This is a genomic window from Tolypothrix tenuis PCC 7101 (genome assembly GCF_963874875.1).
GTDB classification, from domain to species: domain Bacteria; phylum Cyanobacteriota; class Cyanobacteriia; order Cyanobacteriales; family Nostocaceae; genus Aulosira; species Aulosira tenue.
Genome location: NZ_CAWNJS010000001.1, coordinates 3864085 through 3885061 on the forward strand (window position 1 = coordinate 3864085; position 20977 = coordinate 3885061).

Below are 20977 nucleotides of genomic sequence, written 5' to 3' on the forward strand. Positions count from 1 at the left end.
CCAATTACCAAATGACAAATGACAAATAATGATTCCTATTAATGATAATATTCGCATTCGTCATCGACCGATGATTACTTACTGGCTGATTGGTATTAATATTGTAATATTTTTCTGGGAAATCAGATTAGAATTAAGCGATCAATTAGGCGAATTTATTCAAAGTTGGGGTGTGATACCAGCGCAGATTATTGACGGAATTATCAATGCGAGTGTTAACCCAGCAGCTTGGGTAGTGGTAGGCTGGCGATTGCTTTCTTTGCCAGTAGCAATGTTCCTACATGGTAGTTTTAGCCAAATATTAGGTAATCTACTTTTTTTATGGGTTTTTGGTAAAAGTTTAGAAAATATTCTCGGTCATGGACGCTATTTAGGATTTTATTTATTAACTGGCATTTTTACAGAATTAGTACAAATATTTTCTGAAACTAATTTAACAGTTCCCTTGATTGGCGCAAATGGTGCGATCGCAGCTGTTTTAGGGGCTTATATTGTAAAGTTTCCTAAAGCCAAAATCGACAGTATTCTCCCCTTAATATTCATTTATATACCTGCTAAATTACCTGCGTTTGCCTATTTAATTTGGTGGTTTATCCAACAGTTATTTTATGGAATTGGTAGTTTAAATATTCCCCCTGTGGGGGTTAATCAATTCAGTATTGCTTACTGGGCGCAAGCGGCAGGATTAGTGATTGGTGCCGTCTTCATGCGATTACAGAAGTGAGTAGGGGCTAGTATTTAAGTTTCAAGATAGTTTCCTTTCCCTTTTCCCTTTTACCCTTCCCCTTTTCCCTTTCCCCCAAAAATTACTATGGCTTATGCTGCCTATAAACAGGTACGGCTATTGCTATAGGTTTTTGTCATAAAACCGAACTTACCAACTGATAAATTTGCACTAATCTATTAATTAGGAAGCTTGAGATTAAGCTTTAAGAAATAAAAAGTTAAGTGCTGACAACAACAAAAGTTTTTACCTACAAGCAAGCTTGAGATTAAGCTTCCTCAAACCAAACATTGCTTCTTAGAGGTGATAGTATGGCACTTATGCGTTGGAATCCATTTCGGGATATTGACCGTTTAGAACCATTCCGTGAAATTGATACTTTACAACGGCAAATGAACCGCTTGTTCGAGGAATTAATGCCAACAACTAACGGTGGTGAAGGTATCGGATTTGGCTTCGTCCCATCTGCGGAAATGGAAGAAACTGATGATGTAATTCGCCTAAAACTTGAAATTCCTGGCTTGGAATCAAAAGATATCAATGTAGAAGTAACTACCGATTCAGTTTCTATTAGCGGTGAGAGGAAATCTGAAACTAAGACCGAAGAAAACGGTGTAGCTCGCTCGGAATTCCGCTATGGTAAATTCCAACGGGTGATTCCCCTACCGTCCCAAATTCAACATGAAAAGGTAGAAGCCGAATATAAAGATGGCATTCTTAAACTCACTTTACCGAAAGCAGAAGCCGACAAACAAAAAGTTGTCAAGGTAAATATCGGTTAATTAGGTTTTGGCTAAGGTTGCGATCGCACTTTGACTCATCATCGAGGTGCGATCGCTTTTTGTTGGAAGTGGGCATGGGGCATGGGGCATAGGGCATTGGGCATAGGGCATGGGGTAATTGGTAATTCCTCCCCCAGTCCCCAGTCCCCAGTCCCCAGTCCCCAGTCCCCAGTCCCCAGTCCCCAGTCCCTAACGCCTCACGGAATTAGCAACCTCAACTTCCCGATCTAAAGCTGCTAGGGGGTGCTGGGTATCGAGTCTTAAAACCTGTGCTTCTAATTTGTCACAGCACTCTCTTACTAAACGCAAACCGTCATCTCGCGAAAGTTTGGCGGTGGTGGGGGTAAATTCTTCCAAAATATCCGCTTCTATACTGTGATAATGGTCTAGTTGCGATCGCAATTTTGTTAAATACTTTGTACCTTCGCCGCCATCTGTAATGGCAAATTGCAATACAGAATCGAGGTAAGCTTGAACTTTCGGGTGTTTAACTCCTTCTGTCGCCGCAGCATACAGTAATTCGCCATTTAAATATTCAAAATCTGGCACCCACAGATAATTTCCGCTGACTTCAAAGGTATATAATTCTTTGGCTGGTCTAACTGTTAGGTGCTGACTTCTGACTCGATGGGCAGCTTTTTCTAAAAGTGCAATTACAGCAATAATTACTGATGGATAGTTGCTGTCAATACATCTAATTTCTACAGTACCCAGTTTATTAAGCCTGATGGGATTCCATGCTGATTTAAGTAAGCTTCCTCCCGCCTTTAAAAACTGCTGGCGTTCGATTCCGGCTTTATCTAAGGCTTGCAGCCAAGCATAATAGCGGGCAAATTGCTGCTCAACTAAGCTTTCTACGTTTTCGGCATAAGGCATCAATCCGCCGACTGGCTGTAAATAAGTATATACGCCATCCCAACCAAAGATTTCGCTACCGCGATAACGAATTGTGTGGGCAGCTAGCCCAATCGCCTCACCCTCATAAAAAGGACAAGCACGCGCCAAAGAAATTAATGCTGAGTCAAAAGCCGTAGCCAAGTTGTAGATATTAAGTAGTTCCTCTCGCTCTGTTGCTGTAGAATCGTAGGATACAGCTACACGCGGATCGATGACTCCAGGCGCTACTTCTAAATGCAGGTGTACACCCGTACATTTCCCAGCGTGCAAAAAGCGATCATAGCCGACTGTCCGCGCTTGGATATGATAATTCGGATGGTCGCGCATCACTGGCATAATATGCAAAGGGTAGCTAGAGAGAGGATAAAGCCGTAAACCCATTTGCCGCGCTACAACTAACGCCAATTTGAGATTTTTTAAATACTCTGTAGCTAGCTCTGAACCAGAGTAAGCTGGTGGAGTATTAATTTCTACAATACTTTTGACGAACTCTGGCACAAAGTAATTAGGGTTTAAGCCTTGAGTCTCCGCCATCAAATGACAACCCTGCAAAAATTCATCGCCACGATTGCTGAGTTCGCCCGTCTCATCTACTAGGAAAAACTCTTGCTCAAGACCCATGCGACGTTGTAATACATCCATAATCCCAAATATTTTGTTAATAATGAGGTTACGGGTCTTGCCAACGTTTGAAATTCTTGAGAGAAAGGTAACTGTTCAGTTCAGCAGTTGAGCGATCGCATTAACTCCAAAACTGGAAGACCCTATCAGTAAATATCCCAATACCCAACAAGCTGATTGCTACTCGTGGATAGTTGTGATTGATCAAAAAATAATGCTCAAATTCTGAACAAGCTTTATTGTCCTATATCAGCCTCCACCGATATCACTTTCGCAACAGAGCTACAAAGTCGGGTAAAGGAAGATTTGGGGAAAGGTAAAGGGTTAAGGGTAAAAGGGTTCTGGCTTTCTCGTGAACCAATCCGTATTACACCAAGGCGTTGGGTACAAATGAGTTGATGTTTTCTATAAATAAGAACTCGTTCATAATTAAGGTCAACTCGTTTTTCATAAATGAGTTGATGTTTTCTATAAATGAGAACTCGTTCATAATTAAGGTCAACTCGTTTTTCATAAATAAGTTGATGTTTTCTATTAATGAGAACTCGTTCATAGTTAAGGTCAACTCGTTTTTCATAAATGAGTTGATGTTTTCTATAAATGAGAACTCGTTCATAATTAAGGTCAACTCGTTTTTCATAAATGAGTTGATGTTTTCTATAAATGAGAACTCGTTAATCGAAAACCTGAAGGCGTTCACTAAAAATGCCTTCAGGCTCTCTACAAATGGGTTAACGTTAGCATTGACAATGATGCGTTACGCTGTCGCTAACGCATCCTACTTTTGGACTCTTGACCCTTGACTTTTTGACACCCTTTACAAATTACCTACCAGCAGCGATTTTTCTTTCAATCACAGAAATTCGCTCTTTTGTTCCTGGGTGATCGCTTAAAAATGATGGTTGGGAAGGCTGGTTAAGTAACTTCTTCAAGAATGCAGGCATCGCTTTTGGATTGTACCCGGCTCGTTTCATATACTGCAAGCCTTTGTCATCGGCGTTATATTCGGCTTCGCGGCTATTGGGTAAATCTACAGCCAACTTGTAGGCGATCGCAGTGACAGCGCTTTGGTCTAAACCAGCTAGTGAAGCTGCGCCTTGCGCTAGTTGGGATTGTTTCAATTTATTGATCAGGTCATTGTTGCAAATATGACCTATTTCGTGACCCATCACTGCTGCTAGTTGGTCTTCGTTATCCGTTGCTTTTAATAGTCCAGTATTGACATATACATAGCCACCTGTGGTTGAGAAGGCATTAATACTAGAATCTTGGACTACATAAAAGTGAAAAGGAATTTCTGAACAGTTACTAGCTCTAGCTAACCTTTGACCAACACGGTTAACATAAGCATTAGTTTGAGAATTTGAATCTAATCTGTAATTTTGCTTGACCTGCTGGTGAATATTTTGACCTAGTGTAACTGTTTGCTTTGGGGAAACGTTGGAAAGTTGCAACAACTGAATTCCATTAAATAGTAGCTGACCCCAGGGAACTGCACTGGCTGGCGCAAGAGAAGTTAACCCCACACCTACAGCAGTACCCATGCCTAATAGTACAGAAACACCTTTACGTAATTTCGGAAGCATAACCAAAAATGAAAAGTTAACAACAAATGAAAAGTCAAGTTTGTGTATTTTATCTATGCATTAAATTACAAGTTATTATCAAAAAATATTAAAAAATCTTTGATGCAATTATGCTATCTAAGAGCTAATAGCAGTTATCTCATTTACCTTGATAGGTAATCTCTATTTAATATTTTAGCTAAAAAACTGCCAAACGAGCCAGCACAAAGGAGTAATTTGATTTGCTAAGTCATCATTTTACTATCAGTCCTGAGTCAGTTGCCCAAAGCGACTGGATGTAAAATGAATGAGCTTGCTTATATTGAATTTTTGAAATTCACGTATAAATTAACGTAGCGTCAGCGTAACGCACCCCTTTCAATTCTTATTCCTCAAGTTGTAGCGTTGCAGAAGCATTAGCTAACACCTACGTAATTACGTCATGAATGAGGATTTAAACCCCACCCATAACGGCACAATCTGTCTTAGCTTAGGGACTCTAATCCTCTGTTTAATTACGAATTACGAATTAGTAATTATGTTGAAGTTGTTAAATTTGCGTTTTGATAATCTAAATATTTTTGTTGTAATTTTTCGGGGACTGGGACAGGACGATTATTTTGAGAACTGAGAAATGCTCCTTTTTGTATAGCTACCGCAGCTATCACATTGTTAGCTAATATTTCTGCTTGTACAGTCCACTTCAACCGCCCTAAACTACCTACCCATAAACGACCTATAACTTTATCAATCAGTTTTACTGGACGTTTATATTCAATTTCAGTCCCAGCAAGAATAGGTATATATCCTTGCTCAATTTGTTCATCAAGCGGCAAATGTTCATGTAAAAACTTTAAACGTAAATCTTCTAGCCACCTGATATAAACTATGTTGCTTACAATGCCTGCAAAATCAATATCATAAGTTCTCACAGGAATGGCAAGTTCTACTTCCAATGGTCTTTGCAAGTTGTCAATCAATAACATAATTTCTCCTGCTTGGAAAAGTTAAGACCATACGGTCTTTTTATTTACAAAAAAAAGCATGATCAATGTAGCTATAGCTAAATACAGTTCAGTTAAGAAAATTAATTGATAACTAAACCAAAAAACTAGTTACTCAACAAAAAACCGAACAATCATTTTGGAGGGGGTTTGGGGGACGCAACCGTCACCCAATCGGGGGTTTGGGGGAGAATCCCCCAATTCTTCTGGCTTCTTTAATAACTAACAAATCAATCGCTAATGAGCTTAACCCAAGGGTATTGAGCTATAGCTATGCCGTACAATCCACAGATACAATGAGCTACAAAATTTGCAATGCTTAAACTTCCACTTGATAGTTCAAAATTAATTCATCTCCTGGTAATCCTCTAATACCCCAGTTATATTTGGGTGTTTCAAAAAAAGTAATCTCAATATCAGCTACAGCAATATTAAACTGTTCATTAATCTTTTTAAAAAGTTGGCGAATTAACTGTTTTTTAGTTTCCACAGAGCGTCCTTCAAACATCACAATCTCGATAATGAGATATTGCTGCGACCTATCCGAAGGATAGTAAAAATCATTTGCCTCTAGTGGAAAGAAGCGATAAAATCGTTTTTCAGGACTAATTTGTAATACATCAATTAAAGCACTATGAATAGTATTGGATAATTCCGCTTTAATCGGGTTTAATTTATCTGCTAAACCATATACTTTGACTTGTACCATGATTTTTTATATGAGCTAAAATTACGAATTTCTTTGATTATTGATGTATTGATTTAGGTGATTAATCGCCCTTTGCATATGAATCGTATCATCATATAACTTACTAATCATCATCGCTCCTTCTAGGGTGGCAATGATAATAGTGGCAGTTTCATCAGCATCTACCTCAGCGCGAATTTCACCTCTAGAAATTCCTTTTTCTATAATTAAGCGAATCAGTTCTCGCCAAGAATCCATCGCTTTTTGAGTGCTTTCTCGTAAGGCGGGATGAGCATCATCACTTTCAATTGCAGTATTTAATATTGGACAACCTCCTTTGATGGGTGGGTTATCTACAAAACTGCTAAATACTCCAATAATGGCTTGTAAACGTTCAATAGCATGGCGTTTACTACGCAATGCAGCTCTAGTATGCTGACTTACAGAGGCGATCGCAAAATCAAAAGCCTGTAGTGCTAAGTCATCCTTACTTTGAAAATGATTGTAAATTCCTCCTTTTTGCAATCCTGTAACTCGCATGATGTCCGAAATTGACGAGCCAGCGTAACCCTGTTGGTTAAACAGTTCTGCAGCTTGTCGAATAATTTTTGCTTTTGTTTCTTCGCCTTTGGACATCTAATTATTTAAGACCACTTGGTCTTAAGTAATTTATCATGGTCAACTATCAAGAGTCAAAAGTTATGGGGCATTGGGTAATTAGTAATTGGTGGTGGTGAGAGGGAAGAGGGAACAGGGCATTTTTTTAAATTTTGAATTAATTCTCCCCGTCTCTATTCCCCCTAATCCTAATCCCTACCCTACTTTTTAACTCAATCCTTGAGGAAGGACAAAAGGTCAGCGTTTAGTTGGTCTTGGTGGGTATTGGTCAGTCCGTGGGGCGCGCCAGGATAGATTTTCAATGTGGCATTCTTCACAATTTTGGCGGAAGCGATCCCTGCAGCATTAATAGGCACGATTTGATCATCATCGCCGTGAACAATCAACGTTGGCACATCGAACTTTTTCAGATCTTCGGTGAAATCTGTCTCCGAAAATGCCTTAATGCAGTCAAACGTGTTTTTGTGACCCCCCTGCATCCCCTGCAACCAGAACCAATCACTCATCCCCTGGGAGACTTTAGCACCAGGGCGATTGAAACCAAAAAATGGGCCGCTGGCGAGGTCTTTGTAAAGTTGCGATCGGTCAGCAAGGGAAGCAGCGCGCAGCCCGTCGAACACCTCGATGGGTTGTCCATCGGGATTATTTGCAGTCTTCAGCATGAGCGGCGGCACTGCAGATATCAATGCAGCTTTGCTAACTCTTGCTGTACCATGACGACCAATATAGCGGGCGACTTCACCGCCACCTGTGGAGAAACCGATCAGAGTCACTCCGTTCAAATCTAAGGTTTCAATTAAAGTCGCCAGGTCATCGGCATAGGTATCCATTTCATTGCCGTTCCAGGGTTGGCTTGAGCGCCCATGTCCCCGGCGATCGTGAGCGATCGCTCGATATCCGTGGTTTGCCACAAACAACATCTGCGCTTCCCAACTATCGGAACTTAGCGGCCAGCCATGACTGAAGACAACAGGCTGTCCTGCACCCCAGTCTTTGTAATAAATTTGGGTGCCGTCTTGGGTCGTGATTGTACTCATTATGAAAGCCTCACTGAAAATTATGTGGGAGCTAAAAGGGTTAACTCCGATTTCAATCTATAGTCGTTATTCTTCAGGCATCTAATACATACCACTGAATTTATGGATTTAAAACGTAATTTGCTCATTGTGTGCTTAATTTCTTCCTAAAGATAGATTTTTCTCCGTGTTAAACTTCTTTACCGTAGGCTGCTCGTATATATGGACTCTTACCTAACAGATTTCTATGTGTTAAAAAAGTAGAGTCAGTCTAAAAGATTACCGCACCGTACAAATTATTAGATTATTGCTGACCTACTCTTAAAGTTATTTTTCGTCGGTCAACTAAGTCTTGAGACTGTCAGGGTATGTTTAATTAGAAAGTGTAGGATAAAATGATAGTGACAGACTCTAGCTACGTATTTGCTAAGTCACAAAATTCTCCGGAACTGAAAAGACTGCAAACAATTGAAAAAGTATTCGATCCAGCAACTCGCAAACAATTACTAGCAACAGGACTGACAACAGGTTGGCGATGTCTGGAGGTAGGCGCAGGGGCTGGTTCTATTATGCGATGGATGGCAGACATCGTTGGTGAAAGTGGCAATGTTGTGGCTGTAGACATGGATACTCGGTTTTTACAAGGCTCTCAGCCATCGAATGTAGAAATCTTACAAGAGGATATTCGGTATTTAGAACTGGAGAAGCATTCTTTTGATTTGATTCATGCTCGTTTTGTTCTCGTCCATATCCCCGACTTTCAAGTTGCATTATCCCAAATGCTCAGTATGCTGAAACCAGGTGGATGGATTTTACTGGAGGAGCCTGATTTTGCTGCTGCTAGGGCAATTATAGGAAATTCACAACTACTGCATTCAGTGAATCGAGTTAATCAAGCTATCTTGCAGATGTTTGCGAATAAAGGACTTGATTATGCTTTGGGTGTGAAGTTACCTGCTATTTGCCAAAGACAAGGATTACATCTGTTATCTGTAGACAATGATACACCCTTAGCTAATGGTGGTTTTGGGATAGCAACAGTGATGAAGATGTCTGCTATGCAACTTGCACAGGCTTATATTGCAACTGGTCAAGCTAATTATGAGGATATTGAAAATTATTGCCAATTTGCAGATGATCCCAGTACTTGGGCTATTTATCACGCCACTGTGGGAGTTGTGGCGCAACAATCTGCATAATTTATTTTGGTGTTGCATCAATGAGGGATGATTTATCTTAATACCAATTCAAATAATCTTGGCGATACATCAATATATTCTAGAGGGCACGGCAAGGCCCATTGGTGTCAACTTAAGTTAAAAGGCTTGCCCCACAAGCATTTTACCCCTCCCCTAACCCCTCCCCTTGCCAAGGGGAGGGGACGTTTTGGCTTTAGACAAAACTGGGGAGGGGTAACGCGGATCTTGATTGTAGGCGATTTGATGCAAAATCAAGTCTTGATGAGGGTTTCACGTTAAGTTGACACCGATAGACCTTGCCTTGTCCCTACAGTCTGTGGCATTCTTTTTTCAAATTGGTATTATGCACAGATGCAGAGAGAAGAAGTTTTAAATTTCAATCCGTTAAATTTCATTCCATCATTGAGAAACTAAAAGATGTGACTCTCCACCATGCTACGAATCACATCTTTAAAGGTTGTCAAATAGCCTTTGTTATCACTATTATAATTACTTTTTTAGCTGGCACTTAACCTTTGCAATAATTCTGTATATTTATCGAAATAAGGCTCATTCTCAATCATGCCATTATCGGTGCAGGGATATTCATTGCCATCCAACCAGACTAAGGTAAATGGATTAATTCTTTTCTCTTTTGCCAAAACTTTAGCTGCGAGGACAACTAAATAATTAGAGGTGACAATATCTCCACCTTGTAGTTTTAAGGCGAAGTCTTCTGCTAATCCATCGGGCACAGAGTCATGTTCAGCGTTGTAGTAAAGTTTAGACATTGTAGTCATGCTTTGGAATAATGTTGGCGTTTAAAGTCCATGAAACTGACTCCATAAATTAGTTATGTTGATGCTTTTACCCTGGCATACATAACGGCATTTATAGGTTCTGCTTGTTTGGTTATGCTTCCATCAAGCTAAGATTTCATTGAACCGATCAATTATATATTCATTTCTTTTTTGTAGCCTCTTTTGGTGATGAGGTAGGGCAAAAAATCTTGTGTCTCTAGAAATGATTGATATTTTGCCAAAAAAAATTAAATTGGTAAAAATATTTATAGTCAGGAATTTCGCTTTAGTTGGAAGGATTCAAAGTCTCGCTAAAAGTGTTTGGCACAAAAAACTTTAGGTTGCTTGGGTAAGGTGACTGTCACAGTAGTTCCTTGATCAACTTGACTGGATAATGTAATCTTTCCGCCATGTAACTCCACGCAAGATTTAGCGATCGCTAATCCTAAACCTGTCCCTGGAATTGTCCCGACGTTACTTCCCCGGCCAAAGGATTGAAATAGGTGTTCTTGGTCTGCTATTGGTATGCCAATGCCTTGGTCTGTGATGGCAAACATCACTTCTGATTCTTTGCCCAGCAGCCGCACTTCTACAGTACCTCCCTGGGGAGAATACTTAACTGCATTGGACATTAAATTGACAAATATCTGCTGTAACAGTCCGCGATCGCCCCAAAAATCTTGGTAATTTCCACTGCTATGAAAAATTAATTCATGGCGATCGCTAATTAGTTCTTGCTCTTGTTCCATCAAATCACTGAAAAATTGCAGCAGATTCAGGGGTATGGGCTGAAATCTGGTTTTGTCGAGTTCGATTTGGTTGACCATCAGCATATTATCCACAAGTTTGGCCATAGACCTAGCTTTGTGTTCAATAATTCCTAGTAACTTCTGTTTTTTCGGATCGTCTAAATGCTGACCATGTTTAATCACAGTCGATGCTGCTGCCAAAATCGAAGTTAATGGGGTGCGATATTCGTGGGAAACTGTGGCGACTATTTGAGATTTAAATGCATTGAGTTGTTTTTCTTTGGCTAATGCAGCTTGAGTTTGGGCGAGTAATTCTGCTTGTTGAATTGCGATCGCTAATTGTACTGACAATTCATTAAGCATTTCTACTTCATCAGTTTGCCAACCTCGCTCTCCGGAACTGTGGTGAGCAATCAACAAGCCCCACAGCTGATCTTCCTGCTGATCATTGTTACTTAAATTAATGGGAGCTACTAAATTTTCCTCGTTTTTAAATTGTTCTAACAACTGCAAATAAAAATTACTCCAGCCAGCATTGTAGAAATCAGACATGGGTAATTTACATCCCCAATGTTGGCGTTCTCCCCCCACCTGATTACAGACATTTTGGATGTTATTGTATGCTGGGGCAGATTCACAACACTCAATTGAGCAAGCTACAGTTTTACCCTCAATATCTGATGTGAACTGATAAACCATGACGCGATCGCATTTGAGCAGCTGTTGTACTTCTACTACTGCTGTGTTTAAAATCTGCTCTAAGTCAAGAGACTGGCGGATTCGCAGCGCTGTTGTGGCAATTAAACGCTGTCGTTCTCGATGTTTGTAGAGTTGGGCTTGTAAATAAGATTGCTTGATGGCATTGCGAACAGCTAGTTGCAGTACTTCTGGTTTGAGGTATTGCTTGACTATATAATCTTGGGCACCCCGTTTCATTGCTTGGACGGCAACCTCTTCATCACCCCGTCCTGTGAGCATAATTACGGGTATAGGAGCCTCAAATATTTTTTGATTCAACTTATCAAAGAAATCCAAGCCACTCATATCAGGCAGGCAAAAATCCAGCAGAATCACATCACAGCCAAATTCTTGACATAACGCCAAGCCGCTTTCTGCACAGTCTGCCTCTAAAATTTGGTAGGACTGATAGGGATCTTGTAAAAGATATCGACGATAGATTTTCCGATCCGCTGCACAATCATCAATAATCAGTAGCGTCGATTTGTCCAACATAAAAGTATGAGGATCTGCGAGATTAATAGAGTTTTTGAGAACTAGGTGATTACCCAATATTTCTCGGTTAAGGATTTTCAACTCTTAATTTGGTTTGGGGAAAAGGTGAAAGGGTAAGGGTTAAAGGTTTTTTCTTGTCCCTTTTCCCCTTCCCCTTTTGCCCTTAACCAAAAAGTATTGGGTGATTACCTATTGCATAATTCTAAAAATAATCTAAAATAAATATAAATAAAATCTAAAATTTGTTGAAAAAACTTAAAGCGCTCGGCTAACTTGCCGGAAATATCACTCCAGTATTTAGTTATCAGCATTTAGTTGTCAGCAACTAGTGGGTAAATCCTAGAAATAGCCACTGAGAGGGGGAAACGACGTGACGCGAAGAGCCAAGAGATCGCGCAGACATAGAAATTTAGACACACTGAGAACAACCATCCAGTGTGAATATTCAACGCCAGCACTAACCGACGGATACAATTTGCTGCTGTATCCTGTTCCTCAGCCGGAGTTGCTATCTAGTATTTCAGCTATCGAATATACACAAAGTTACTCTCAGGCTGGCGGGGTATTAGCCTCTAGCCAATAGGCGACAAACGCTTGAATTGTCTTTTGGAGTTCTTGTGCATCCATCGGCTTAACAAGATAACCATTTGCGCCCTTTTGGTAACACAATTCAATATCCTTAGGATTTGATGAAGTAGTGAAAACCACAATCGGGATTTCTTTAAAACAGGTGTCTTGCTTAAGCCTTTCTAAAATGTCACGACCATCAATCCCCGGTAAATTGAGGTCAAGCAGGATCACAGAAGGTTTAATACCCACAGAAGATTTTTCATTGTTGCCCGCTTGATAAAGTAAATCTAAGACCTCGTCTCCATTGGTACAGCGATAGATAGGGTTTTGCACAGCCATGCGACGCATTAACCGTTGCAGCATCCTAAAATCTTCATTGCTGTCCTCAACCACGAGTAGAGGTTCATGAAGTTTCGTTGTCATCAGTTGTCTTAACAAAATGCAATAATTAAAAAGATTTTTGTTACTTATCTTAAACTATTACAGCGTAAAATAAAACGTTGAGCCAAGGCCAACATTAGACTCAAGCCAAATTTGCCCGTTGTGCAGCTCAATAATTTTCTTAACAATCGCTAATCCTGCACCAACTCCACCCCCGAATTTTTCTTGGGAGTGGAGGCGCTTAAATAAGCGGAAGATAGTTTCTCGATGATGTTCGGGAATCCCAATCCCGTTATCGCGCACGTAAAATACAGGTGCAGAATTTTCGCCTGTCTGTTGTTGTGCAGCATCTAGATAGCCAATCTCTACCCATTGTTCTGCTTTATCGTTATATTTCAGCGCATTGCCAACCAAGTTACTAAAAACTTCGTTTACCAACACAGCATCACAGGAAATTGTTGGTAAAGGTCGAGGAATGCGAATATCCAAAACCTGAGAGTATTGGCGACTAGCATAAAAGATATCAATTACTTGGTTGATTAATTCGTTAATATCAGTAGCTTTGGCGCGTAGTTGTGCTTTTCCTAATTGTGCTAGTCGCAACAAAGCATTAATCAGCGCTTCCATCCTTACTGATAAGGTGACTACTGTTTCTATGTATTCAATCCCCTCAGCATCAAGTACATGGGCATAGTCTTCTATCAGCACAGTTGAGTAATTATAGATACCCCGCAAAGGTTCCTTTAAATCGTGAGATGCAGCGTAAGCAAAGGAACTGAGTTCACGGTTACTGCGTTCCAACTCTAGGTTAATTTTGGCTAACTCATCGGCTTTAGAAAGTACAATCCCTACGATCGCATTTCTGAGGGCGATCGCACTATCCAGTTCCGATTTTTTCCAAGGTAGGGACGTTAATTGTACTGTTTCCTGCCATTTGGCAAAAGATTTTCGCGGCCCCAAGGTAACATTACCATCAACATCAAGGTGAATAGATTCATTGGGATTTCCTGCCCAATTTACCGTTTGCATCACTTCCGGGCGAAACCAGAGAATGTAATAGCGCCGCACTTGCGAAATCCGCAGTAGCAACAAGCCGCTAGCAGTATCTTTAAAGACAATCCCATCGGGGTAAAGCTTGGCTAAAGAATCGGTATAAAATAAATTTTCCCGTACCTGAGTATCTGCCCATTCAATTAAGGACTGAACTTGCTCAAGATTGGGTGTTACGCCCACCAAGGTAATTTCATTATCCAAACAAACTGCGGCACCAGCAGCACTGACAACATCCAGCAAGCGGATTTCTGGTTTAATCAAAGCATCGATAAAATTATCAGCTTGGGAAATAGAGGCTAATAATTCAGACTGGAGGGCTTTTAGCTTCACCTCATAGTCCCATTCCGAATGACTAACCTTGTGTGCTAACTCTGAAGAGACAATTTGTCCGAGAAATTCGCAGATTTTTCGCACTTCGTAAGCAAGATACTTTGGTGTGTGATGATGGCAAGATATTAAGCCCCAAAGCTTCCCTTCCTGCATTAGCGAGATTACCAATAACGCCCTCACACCCATATTTTGATGAAATTCCACACAACAAGTATCCACACCCCTGAGTACAGACAAGGTTAAATCTAGAGGTTGATGGGTTATGGGGTGATTTATGGGTACGAGGTTCACTGCTTGAGCATTGAAATCTGGAATAAATCGCAGTTTGCAGCGGGTATATAACTCTCTACTCTCGATAGGAATATCTGTTTCGGGATAATGCAGGCCTAAATATGGTGGTAAATCCTCCTGTTTAGCTTCCGCAACGACAGCACCAGCCCCTTGCCCATCAAATTGATACGCCATTACTCGGTCAAACTCTGTGATTTTGCGGAGTTCTGTCACCACCAGATCTAAGAATTCTACCAGATTAGCAGTATTTTGCATTTGGGCGATCGCATCACTTACCAAACCATGAAAACTAAAGAAACTGATTTCGGAATTAGATGCGGTAGCTTCCAACTCCACAATCAAAACATCTGCTGTGCGGTGGACAATACAATCAAAAAATTGTTCTTGATGATTAGTGATGATTGCTACTTTATAACTACTAACACTACCAATATTTTTTTCCCAGCACTGCTTGATAGTTGCAGTTTGTCGAGCATCAAATAAGCTGTCTAAAGATTGACCAAGCAAATCTTGGGTAGCTTTGCCAAAGTATTGCTGTGTATTGTTACTAACTTGCAGAATCTCTAACTGGGAATTCAGTGCCAGTAAGACACCATGAGGTTGAATTGAGCCAGCTAGATGAATCGCTCTGCGATCGTGGTTAGTCAAAAAAGGATTTTGGGCTGTAGTCTCTTCTGACTGGCTCATAAATTTAGTTTAGTGGCAAGCTTATTTTTGCAATGCCGCAATTAAATTTTACATTTCTTTAAACCATAACAGAAAAATATATACTCAACGCAATAAAGCACGCTTAAAAATTATGTTTTGTAGAGAAACTGGTGCTGGGGTGGGTTTCCAACAGAATGTCCTCCGCTCCAGGTAACTCTGGTATTAGCAACGTACTTGTCATAAAAAGTAAGCTACGCGTAGCCTCTTTGCCAGGAGACGCAGCGCTACTCATTCGTTGTTTCCACATTGTCGTTTCAGAAATCAAAAAGTAAATTGTAATCGTTGTTATTTATATTAATGACCAATGCTAGTATTTTTTATTCATGGTGTTGCTGAATCAAAAGTTAAATTTGCCCAAGATTTAAAACATCTCATTAAAGACGAATTATCACAACGTGGTAAAGATTTCCCATATTTCCATTCTGGATTTTATGCTGATGTTTTAAATAAAAAAGACAAAATCTGGAATTGTATTGATAGAGATTTAAAAGACCTGAAATCACAAAATCCTAATGTTAATCTTCAAGATATATTTCGCGGACAAGAAATAAGAAGGGAATTTATCTCTGATTTTGTAGGAGATGCTTTCACATACCTTAACCCAGAACGAGGTGCGAAAATCCGAGAAGCAATTGCCGGGCATTTAGAAGATTTTGTCAACAATCATCCTGAAGACAAAGATTTGCATATTGTTGCCCATTCTATGGGAACTGTTATTTTATGGGATATTTTATTTTCAGATAAATTTCAACCTGGTGATGCGGCATTTAAATTTCGCTCATTAATACTTGAAACAGTGAAAATAAAAAGCATTATTACTATGGGTTCACCTATAGTTTTATTCAATATGATGTTAGATATTAACCCTGAACATGTTAATAAGTTTGCGCTGTTATTTCATCAACAACCTATTAGATGGACTAATATTATTCATTCTTCAGATTTAATTGCCTATCCTATCAGCTCTAGCTTAAAAATCAATGGAGTTTCTAATTTATCAGTACAAGATAAATTTATATCAACTGGTGCTAATGATTTAGAAAAGACTGTACGTGGATTAGCTGAGTTTCCTGCTATTGAAGCCGCTAGTAAAGTAAATCCAAAAATCAATCAAGCTTTTTCTTTGGCAGCGATTGCTTCTGGTGCAGGAGATGGTCATACTAATTATTGGAAATGTACTCAAACCGCAAAAATTATTGTAGATAATATGTTGGGTGATGAGGAAAAAATAATAGATATAGTTATTGAGCGTCTCAAGAAAGTTTCTGGCATGACAATTACATTATTAGAGGATACAGAGTCAGCACATAAAACAGATCCAAAAATGGATAAGGCTTGGGAGCAATACTTTGGTAAAGTTGATAAACTTAAAGAGCATTTTTATTTTGCAGATGGCAGTGGCAAACTAAGAATGCGAGATAATATTGCTCAAATACCTCATGTTTCTGTCTATAATGAATTAGGTAATTGTCAATTTAAGGGTTATGTTGGTTTAGTTCATGCTAACGGACTAAGGCAGGAAGTAGAAGCTATTAAACAAAAATACTGTTAAAAGTAAATTGATTCAAGAGTAAGAGGTTATTTATAAAGCATTGATGATGTCTTACTACGCAAGTAATTTCAAAAATCAAATATGATAAAAAAGCGTTGCTTTCCTAATAGCAACGCTGAACTTGAGATAATCAAAAAAATCTATCTTCCGCCAAAGTAAGATGCTAAAGCCTCAGAACCACCAATAAGTTGTCCATCAATAAATACTTGGGGAACTGTTGTTGCACCTGTAATCGCTTTTAAAGAATTAGTAGTAACATCCTTACCTAGGACAATTTCTTCATAATTCAAATTATGCTCCTTGAGCATTTCTTTTGCGCGGGCGCAGTAAGGACAACCTACTTTAGTAAACAGGGAAACTAGCTTCGGTTTTACTGCTTCAGGGTTAATGTATCGCAGCATTGTTTCCGCATCAGATACCTTAAAGGGATCGCCTGGCTCTTCGGGTTCAATGAACATGTTGTCAATTACACAATTTTTGACAAGCATAGAATAGCGCCATGAGCGTTTACCAAAGCCCAGTTCGGTTTTATCTACTAGCATTCCCATACCTTCAGTAAATTCTCCGTTACCATCAGGTATTAAAGTAATATTGGTGGCTTCTTGGTCTTTAGCCCATTCATTCATGACAAAGGCATCATTGACGGAAATACAAACAATATCATCCACGCCATTTTCTTTAAATACATTCGCCAACTGGTTATAACCAGGTAGATGGCTAGAAGAACAAGTGGGTGTAAAAGCACCTGGTAAGGAAAAGACAATCACTGTCTTATCAGCAAACAGATCATCAGTGGTTATATTTATCCATTGGTTTTTTTTACGAGTACGGAATGTAACATTAGGGACTCGTTGCCCACGGCGATTGGACAGCATAAGGCCTCCTTAAATAATCAATTTATTGAGAGTTTCAACAGTCAAAAGGCTTATATTCTTAGCTTTTGACCTGTTATGCATGAGATTTTAATTTGTCGGGATATACTAGTATAATTTTCAACTTCTTAACAACTTTCTTGAGTAATAAAAGCCAGGGAATAGCCTCTAACCTCTAGAGTGAATAAAAGGTGCGATCGCAGCTACAAATTCTGCAGTAGATTCATAGGGAAGGACATTGCGCCCAGTCAATTTAACTCCTTGTCCTTGGGGTAAATAAGCAAGGTAGTTAGCTAAACGTTCGTCTGGTGTTTCTGTTTGCCCTTCTTTGCTAATATTTGATGCTTTATCGCCAACAACTACTAATGCTGGTTGTTGAATAGCAGCGATATCATGACTATAATTCTGTCGCCAAAATCCAGCTAAAAAGGAAAATACTGCATGACGATTGGCGGTATTTTCTGCACCTTTAACTAAAGCGTTTAACCACTCTTGATCGGCTGTCTCACTGCTAGCAAATAATTGACGAGTGGAAAAAGAGCGCAAAAAGTTGGGAGTGCGCGCATAGCGATAAAAAGCATTACCCAGAGGTGAATCAAAGAGATTCCAAGCTAGCTTTTGCTGCCAAGCTGGAGATTCTTTCGTCATAATCGGCCAAGCTGGAGGACTAGCAAATACTAGGGAGTCAATCAAGTTTGGTTCTATCTGCACTAATTTAATTGCAATACCCAATAAAGCACCTTGCACTATAACAATTACAGGTGTTTGCACAATATTTTTTAAGAAGTAATGCAACTGTTGTGCCCAATCGCTAGGAGTATAAGCGATGTGAGGCATATCACTTTCACCACATCCTAATAAATCAGGATTATAAATAAGATTACGATGCCCTGCTTGATACCATTCACGACAAAATCTTTGCCAAAACTGCCGCGATAATCCCACACCTATGGGATGAATTAATAATATGGGTATACCTTCAGAATTTACATTGTTAGGTTGATGAACTTCGTAGGCACAGCGATAATTGTGCCAAGTGTAAAATTGTGTTTGATGTGCTAACATTTTTAATTTTTTTAGCTGAAAATTACTAGTGATAATACAATTTTTAACTATTTTGTCTCTACTGTACTTAATAAATTACCAGGACTTACGCAATTGGTACACCAATCTTCTGGTTTAAGAGTCAATAGTCAAGAGTCAAGGGTCAAAATTCAGTTTTTTTGGACTTTTGACCGTTGAACGCCAGTTCACTCAACGGAAGGAACCTCCGCACGTGACTGGCTCCCCTGGACAGCCTAAAAGAAAAATAATGTGACACTTGCGTAAGTCCTGATTACATTAAAAGCCTGTACGAGAGGATAGGCAAAATAAGTAAGAGTATATTTGAGGAGTATTAAATACAGCATATTTCAGGTAAATGAATTACAAGGGTTGCGGCATAGCCATGTTTCAGATAATTATATGTAACTCAGTAATTTGCAATCTGCTGTATATAGATTTAAAAATGCATCTTTCTTAAGTTAGAGATTTTTAAATGATAATTGTCAATATTTGATTTTAACTTGTTTAGGCTAGGGTTTTGTTGTGGATAAGTAACTAATTAAATTTTATATACAAGTATTAAATATTCGTAGATAAGTCTCGTAAAACCCTGATACAGTAGGGCTTCTTGAGCGCATAATTAAGCTGATGTGAAAATGCCGATATACATAATATGCTTTTTCATAATAAAAATTTATGAGTTTATGAAAAACCAGTCACTTATTAAGCTGTAAATCATCCCTAAGACAGTAGTTTTATACCTATATTTTATATATCAATTATTTTAGTAATTATAGTTTTTTGGCAGTATTGCATAATTTAAATTTCTTAAATAGCCAATACTGAATGCGGTAATTACCTCAATAAAATTAATTACACATCCTCTATTCCTTTGCCTTCACCTGGAACTTTAATTTTGCTCAAGCACTTGTTTACTAGCTTTCAGTAATCACAGCACTGGATATGCTAAGGAAAAAGTGATGTCTGCTTTACCTCTCAATAGTCAGAATCTCCCGTACCCCGATCCTCTACATCCCATCATTGTTCACTTTGTGATTGCGATGGTGTTTTTCTCGTTTTTCTGCGATGTTGTGGGCTATTTCACCCGCAATGTGCGTTTATTGGAGGTGAGTTTCTGGAATATGTTTGTGGCTGCGATCGCTATTTTTATGGCGGTCATCTTTGGTCAATTTGAAGCGGGTTTAGCCAATATTTACGCAGCTGCACAGCCAACGCTGAATTTTCATACAATCATGGGTTGGTCTTTAGCGGCGATTGTTGTAGCGATCGCAGCTTGGCGGTTAGTGATTCGCAACCGCCGTACCCAAAAAATACCACCTGCTTATCTCGGCGCAGCAACATTTTTAATTTGTCTGATGTTCTTGCAAGTGTACTTGGGAAGCAAACTGTTTTGGGTGTATGGCTTTCATGTAGAGCCAGTTGTGGAAGCAATGAAGCGGGGAGTCTCGGGATGAACTCGCAGCTTATCGATCAGTTGGGATTAAAACTCACTGCTAACGGACTACCCTACGAAATTCCTCTACATCCCCAACTAGTGCATCTAACATTGGGTTTATTTATTATTGCCATCCTCTTTGATATCGCAGCCACACTTTTTCCTATAGAAAAACCGATTTTTAAATTTTTAGGTCTTCCTGCTATCCGTGCGGGTCTGTTTGATGTCGGTTGGTACAATCTCCTAGCGGCGGCGACTGTAACTTTTTTCACTGTGGCGGCGGGATTTTTTGAGCTACTGCTAGCAAACCCACCAGTGAACGAAAAGAGTGCTTGGGGTTTGAGCGCTCCTTTGACAATGCTGTTACATGGTTTAGGTGGCGTGTTGTTGTTAGCAACTATGGTGGGAATGGCTGTGTGGCGAGGCTTACAACGCTACCGTTGGCGCAAAGAGTCACCAAGACAGGTGCAGTGGAGTTACTTGTTACTAGGGATTGTCATCCTCGGAATTTTATATGTTCACGGAACATTAGGGGCGCAATTAGGAGAAGAGTTTGGCATTCACGTTACTGCTGCAAAATTACTTCAACAGGGCACAAATCCTGATGTATTCCTCAAATAATTATGCTTGTTTGTTCTTTGATTGTGGTAACTATAGCAAAGGTAATTTTGGTGCCAATTCAGCTACTTTATAACATTTTGAAACAAGAACACGACAGATGGCTAGGGGCACGGCACCAGTAAGATATTTGATATGCCAAAAGATTGTGGATGCCGTGCCCCTACAAAGAATGTATCTGTTGTAAACATTATTTGAATTGGTGTTATTTCAGTATTTTGTTCATG

At 39.5% G+C, this 20977-nt stretch carries 18 protein-coding genes; 6 read left to right on the top strand and 12 right to left on the bottom strand.

Annotation, left to right across the window (positions count from 1 at the left end; genetic code table 11):
• The first annotated feature begins 28 nt into the window (after positions 1-28).
• Complete coding sequence (locus AACU25_RS15775; RefSeq protein ID WP_096577124.1) at positions 29-724, top strand: rhomboid family intramembrane serine protease; 696 nt, start codon at positions 29-31, stop codon at positions 722-724.
• A gap of 311 nt (positions 725-1035) precedes the next feature.
• Complete coding sequence (locus AACU25_RS15780) at positions 1036-1506, top strand: Hsp20/alpha crystallin family protein (RefSeq protein WP_096577126.1); 471 nt, start codon at positions 1036-1038, stop codon at positions 1504-1506.
• 189 nt (positions 1507-1695) lie between these two features.
• Here AACU25_RS15780 and AACU25_RS15785 read toward each other — a convergent pair whose 3' ends face one another.
• From AACU25_RS15785 to AACU25_RS15810, 6 genes are all read right to left on the bottom strand, one after another.
• On the bottom strand, positions 1696-3045 hold the full coding sequence (locus AACU25_RS15785; RefSeq protein WP_096577130.1) for a glutamate-cysteine ligase family protein: 1350 nt from the start codon (positions 3043-3045) through the stop codon (positions 1696-1698).
• 803 nt (positions 3046-3848) lie between these two features.
• The gene (locus AACU25_RS15790) at positions 3849-4610 is read right to left on the bottom strand and encodes a M48 family metallopeptidase (RefSeq protein WP_096577134.1); all 762 of its coding nucleotides are present in this window, start codon (positions 4608-4610) and stop codon (positions 3849-3851) included.
• A 515-nt stretch (positions 4611-5125) separates the two neighbouring features.
• The gene (locus AACU25_RS15795; RefSeq protein ID WP_045870224.1) at positions 5126-5575 is read right to left on the bottom strand and encodes an acyl-CoA thioesterase; all 450 of its coding nucleotides are present in this window, start codon (positions 5573-5575) and stop codon (positions 5126-5128) included.
• A gap of 337 nt (positions 5576-5912) precedes the next feature.
• Positions 5913-6302, bottom strand: coding sequence for a tautomerase family protein (locus AACU25_RS15800; protein ID WP_096577136.1), 390 nt, complete (start codon positions 6300-6302; stop codon positions 5913-5915).
• Positions 6303-6323: 21 nt separating this feature from the next.
• Complete coding sequence (locus tag AACU25_RS15805; protein WP_096577138.1) at positions 6324-6917, bottom strand: TetR/AcrR family transcriptional regulator; 594 nt, start codon at positions 6915-6917, stop codon at positions 6324-6326.
• Positions 6918-7111: 194 nt separating this feature from the next.
• Positions 7112-7936 (bottom strand): alpha/beta fold hydrolase, encoded by an 825-nt coding sequence (locus AACU25_RS15810; protein ID WP_096577140.1) that lies wholly within the window; start codon positions 7934-7936, stop codon positions 7112-7114.
• Positions 7937-8316: 380 nt separating this feature from the next.
• On the opposite strand from AACU25_RS15810, the gene AACU25_RS15815 reads away from it, so the two are divergent.
• Positions 8317-9114, top strand: a complete 798-nt coding sequence (locus AACU25_RS15815; protein WP_096583802.1) for a methyltransferase domain-containing protein — start codon at positions 8317-8319, stop codon at positions 9112-9114.
• Positions 9115-9611: 497 nt separating this feature from the next.
• On the opposite strand, the gene AACU25_RS15820 is transcribed toward AACU25_RS15815, so the two are convergent.
• From AACU25_RS15820 to AACU25_RS15835, 4 genes are all read right to left on the bottom strand, one after another.
• Positions 9612-9884: a hypothetical protein gene (locus AACU25_RS15820; RefSeq protein WP_096577142.1), complete on the bottom strand. Its 273-nt coding sequence runs from the start codon at positions 9882-9884 to the stop codon at positions 9612-9614.
• Positions 9885-10204: 320 nt separating this feature from the next.
• The gene (locus AACU25_RS15825; protein ID WP_096577144.1) at positions 10205-11875 is read right to left on the bottom strand and encodes a hybrid sensor histidine kinase/response regulator; all 1671 of its coding nucleotides are present in this window, start codon (positions 11873-11875) and stop codon (positions 10205-10207) included.
• A gap of 549 nt (positions 11876-12424) precedes the next feature.
• The gene (locus AACU25_RS15830; RefSeq protein WP_096577146.1) at positions 12425-12868 is read right to left on the bottom strand and encodes a response regulator; all 444 of its coding nucleotides are present in this window, start codon (positions 12866-12868) and stop codon (positions 12425-12427) included.
• A 57-nt stretch (positions 12869-12925) separates the two neighbouring features.
• Entirely contained in the window at positions 12926-15187 is a 2262-nt protein-coding gene (locus tag AACU25_RS15835; RefSeq protein ID WP_096577147.1) for an ATP-binding protein, read from the bottom strand.
• A gap of 325 nt (positions 15188-15512) precedes the next feature.
• Between AACU25_RS15835 and AACU25_RS15840 the strand changes: the two genes are divergently transcribed.
• Positions 15513-16760, top strand: a complete 1248-nt coding sequence (locus AACU25_RS15840; RefSeq protein ID WP_096577149.1) for an alpha/beta hydrolase family protein — start codon at positions 15513-15515, stop codon at positions 16758-16760.
• A gap of 140 nt (positions 16761-16900) precedes the next feature.
• Here the strand turns inward: AACU25_RS15840 and AACU25_RS15845 are convergent, their stop codons facing one another.
• Both AACU25_RS15845 and AACU25_RS15850 read right to left on the bottom strand, forming a co-directional pair.
• Positions 16901-17635, bottom strand: a complete 735-nt coding sequence (locus tag AACU25_RS15845) for a glutathione peroxidase (protein ID WP_096577151.1) — start codon at positions 17633-17635, stop codon at positions 16901-16903.
• 165 nt (positions 17636-17800) lie between these two features.
• Entirely contained in the window at positions 17801-18697 is an 897-nt protein-coding gene (locus AACU25_RS15850; protein ID WP_096577153.1) for an alpha/beta fold hydrolase, read from the bottom strand.
• A 959-nt stretch (positions 18698-19656) separates the two neighbouring features.
• On the opposite strand from AACU25_RS15850, the gene AACU25_RS15855 reads away from it, so the two are divergent.
• Together AACU25_RS15855 and AACU25_RS15860 are read left to right on the top strand one after the other, a co-directional pair.
• Positions 19657-20151, top strand: coding sequence for a DUF2231 domain-containing protein (locus AACU25_RS15855; RefSeq protein WP_096577155.1), 495 nt, complete (start codon positions 19657-19659; stop codon positions 20149-20151).
• Positions 20148-20753: a DUF2231 domain-containing protein gene (locus tag AACU25_RS15860; RefSeq protein ID WP_096577157.1), complete on the top strand. Its 606-nt coding sequence runs from the start codon at positions 20148-20150 to the stop codon at positions 20751-20753. Before AACU25_RS15855 ends, AACU25_RS15860 begins: the two co-directional genes overlap by 4 nt.
• Positions 20754-20977 lie beyond the last annotated feature (224 nt).

What these genes read in the sequence shown, in the direction of transcription:
- AACU25_RS15775 (WP_096577124.1), top strand. Translation starts at nt 29, where the DNA reads ATGATTCCTATTAATGATAATATTCGCATTCGTCATCGACCGATGATT.
- AACU25_RS15780 (WP_096577126.1), top strand. Translation starts at nt 1,036, where the DNA reads ATGGCACTTATGCGTTGGAATCCATTTCGGGATATTGACCGTTTAGAA.
- AACU25_RS15785 (WP_096577130.1), bottom strand. Translation starts at nt 3,045, where the DNA reads ATGGATGTATTACAACGTCGCATGGGTCTTGAGCAAGAGTTTTTCCTA.
- AACU25_RS15790 (WP_096577134.1), bottom strand. Translation starts at nt 4,610, where the DNA reads ATGCTTCCGAAATTACGTAAAGGTGTTTCTGTACTATTAGGCATGGGT.
- AACU25_RS15795 (WP_045870224.1), bottom strand. Translation starts at nt 5,575, where the DNA reads ATGTTATTGATTGACAACTTGCAAAGACCATTGGAAGTAGAACTTGCC.
- AACU25_RS15800 (WP_096577136.1), bottom strand. Translation starts at nt 6,302, where the DNA reads ATGGTACAAGTCAAAGTATATGGTTTAGCAGATAAATTAAACCCGATT.
- AACU25_RS15805 (WP_096577138.1), bottom strand. Translation starts at nt 6,917, where the DNA reads ATGTCCAAAGGCGAAGAAACAAAAGCAAAAATTATTCGACAAGCTGCA.
- AACU25_RS15810 (WP_096577140.1), bottom strand. Translation starts at nt 7,936, where the DNA reads ATGAGTACAATCACGACCCAAGACGGCACCCAAATTTATTACAAAGAC.
- AACU25_RS15820 (WP_096577142.1), bottom strand. Translation starts at nt 9,884, where the DNA reads ATGTCTAAACTTTACTACAACGCTGAACATGACTCTGTGCCCGATGGA.
- AACU25_RS15825 (WP_096577144.1), bottom strand. Translation starts at nt 11,875, where the DNA reads ATGTTGGACAAATCGACGCTACTGATTATTGATGATTGTGCAGCGGAT.
- AACU25_RS15830 (WP_096577146.1), bottom strand. Translation starts at nt 12,868, where the DNA reads ATGACAACGAAACTTCATGAACCTCTACTCGTGGTTGAGGACAGCAAT.
- AACU25_RS15835 (WP_096577147.1), bottom strand. Translation starts at nt 15,187, where the DNA reads ATGAGCCAGTCAGAAGAGACTACAGCCCAAAATCCTTTTTTGACTAAC.
- AACU25_RS15840 (WP_096577149.1), top strand. Translation starts at nt 15,513, where the DNA reads ATGCTAGTATTTTTTATTCATGGTGTTGCTGAATCAAAAGTTAAATTT.
- AACU25_RS15845 (WP_096577151.1), bottom strand. Translation starts at nt 17,635, where the DNA reads ATGCTGTCCAATCGCCGTGGGCAACGAGTCCCTAATGTTACATTCCGT.
- AACU25_RS15850 (WP_096577153.1), bottom strand. Translation starts at nt 18,697, where the DNA reads ATGTTAGCACATCAAACACAATTTTACACTTGGCACAATTATCGCTGT.
- AACU25_RS15855 (WP_096577155.1), top strand. Translation starts at nt 19,657, where the DNA reads ATGTCTGCTTTACCTCTCAATAGTCAGAATCTCCCGTACCCCGATCCT.
- AACU25_RS15860 (WP_096577157.1), top strand. Translation starts at nt 20,148, where the DNA reads ATGAACTCGCAGCTTATCGATCAGTTGGGATTAAAACTCACTGCTAAC.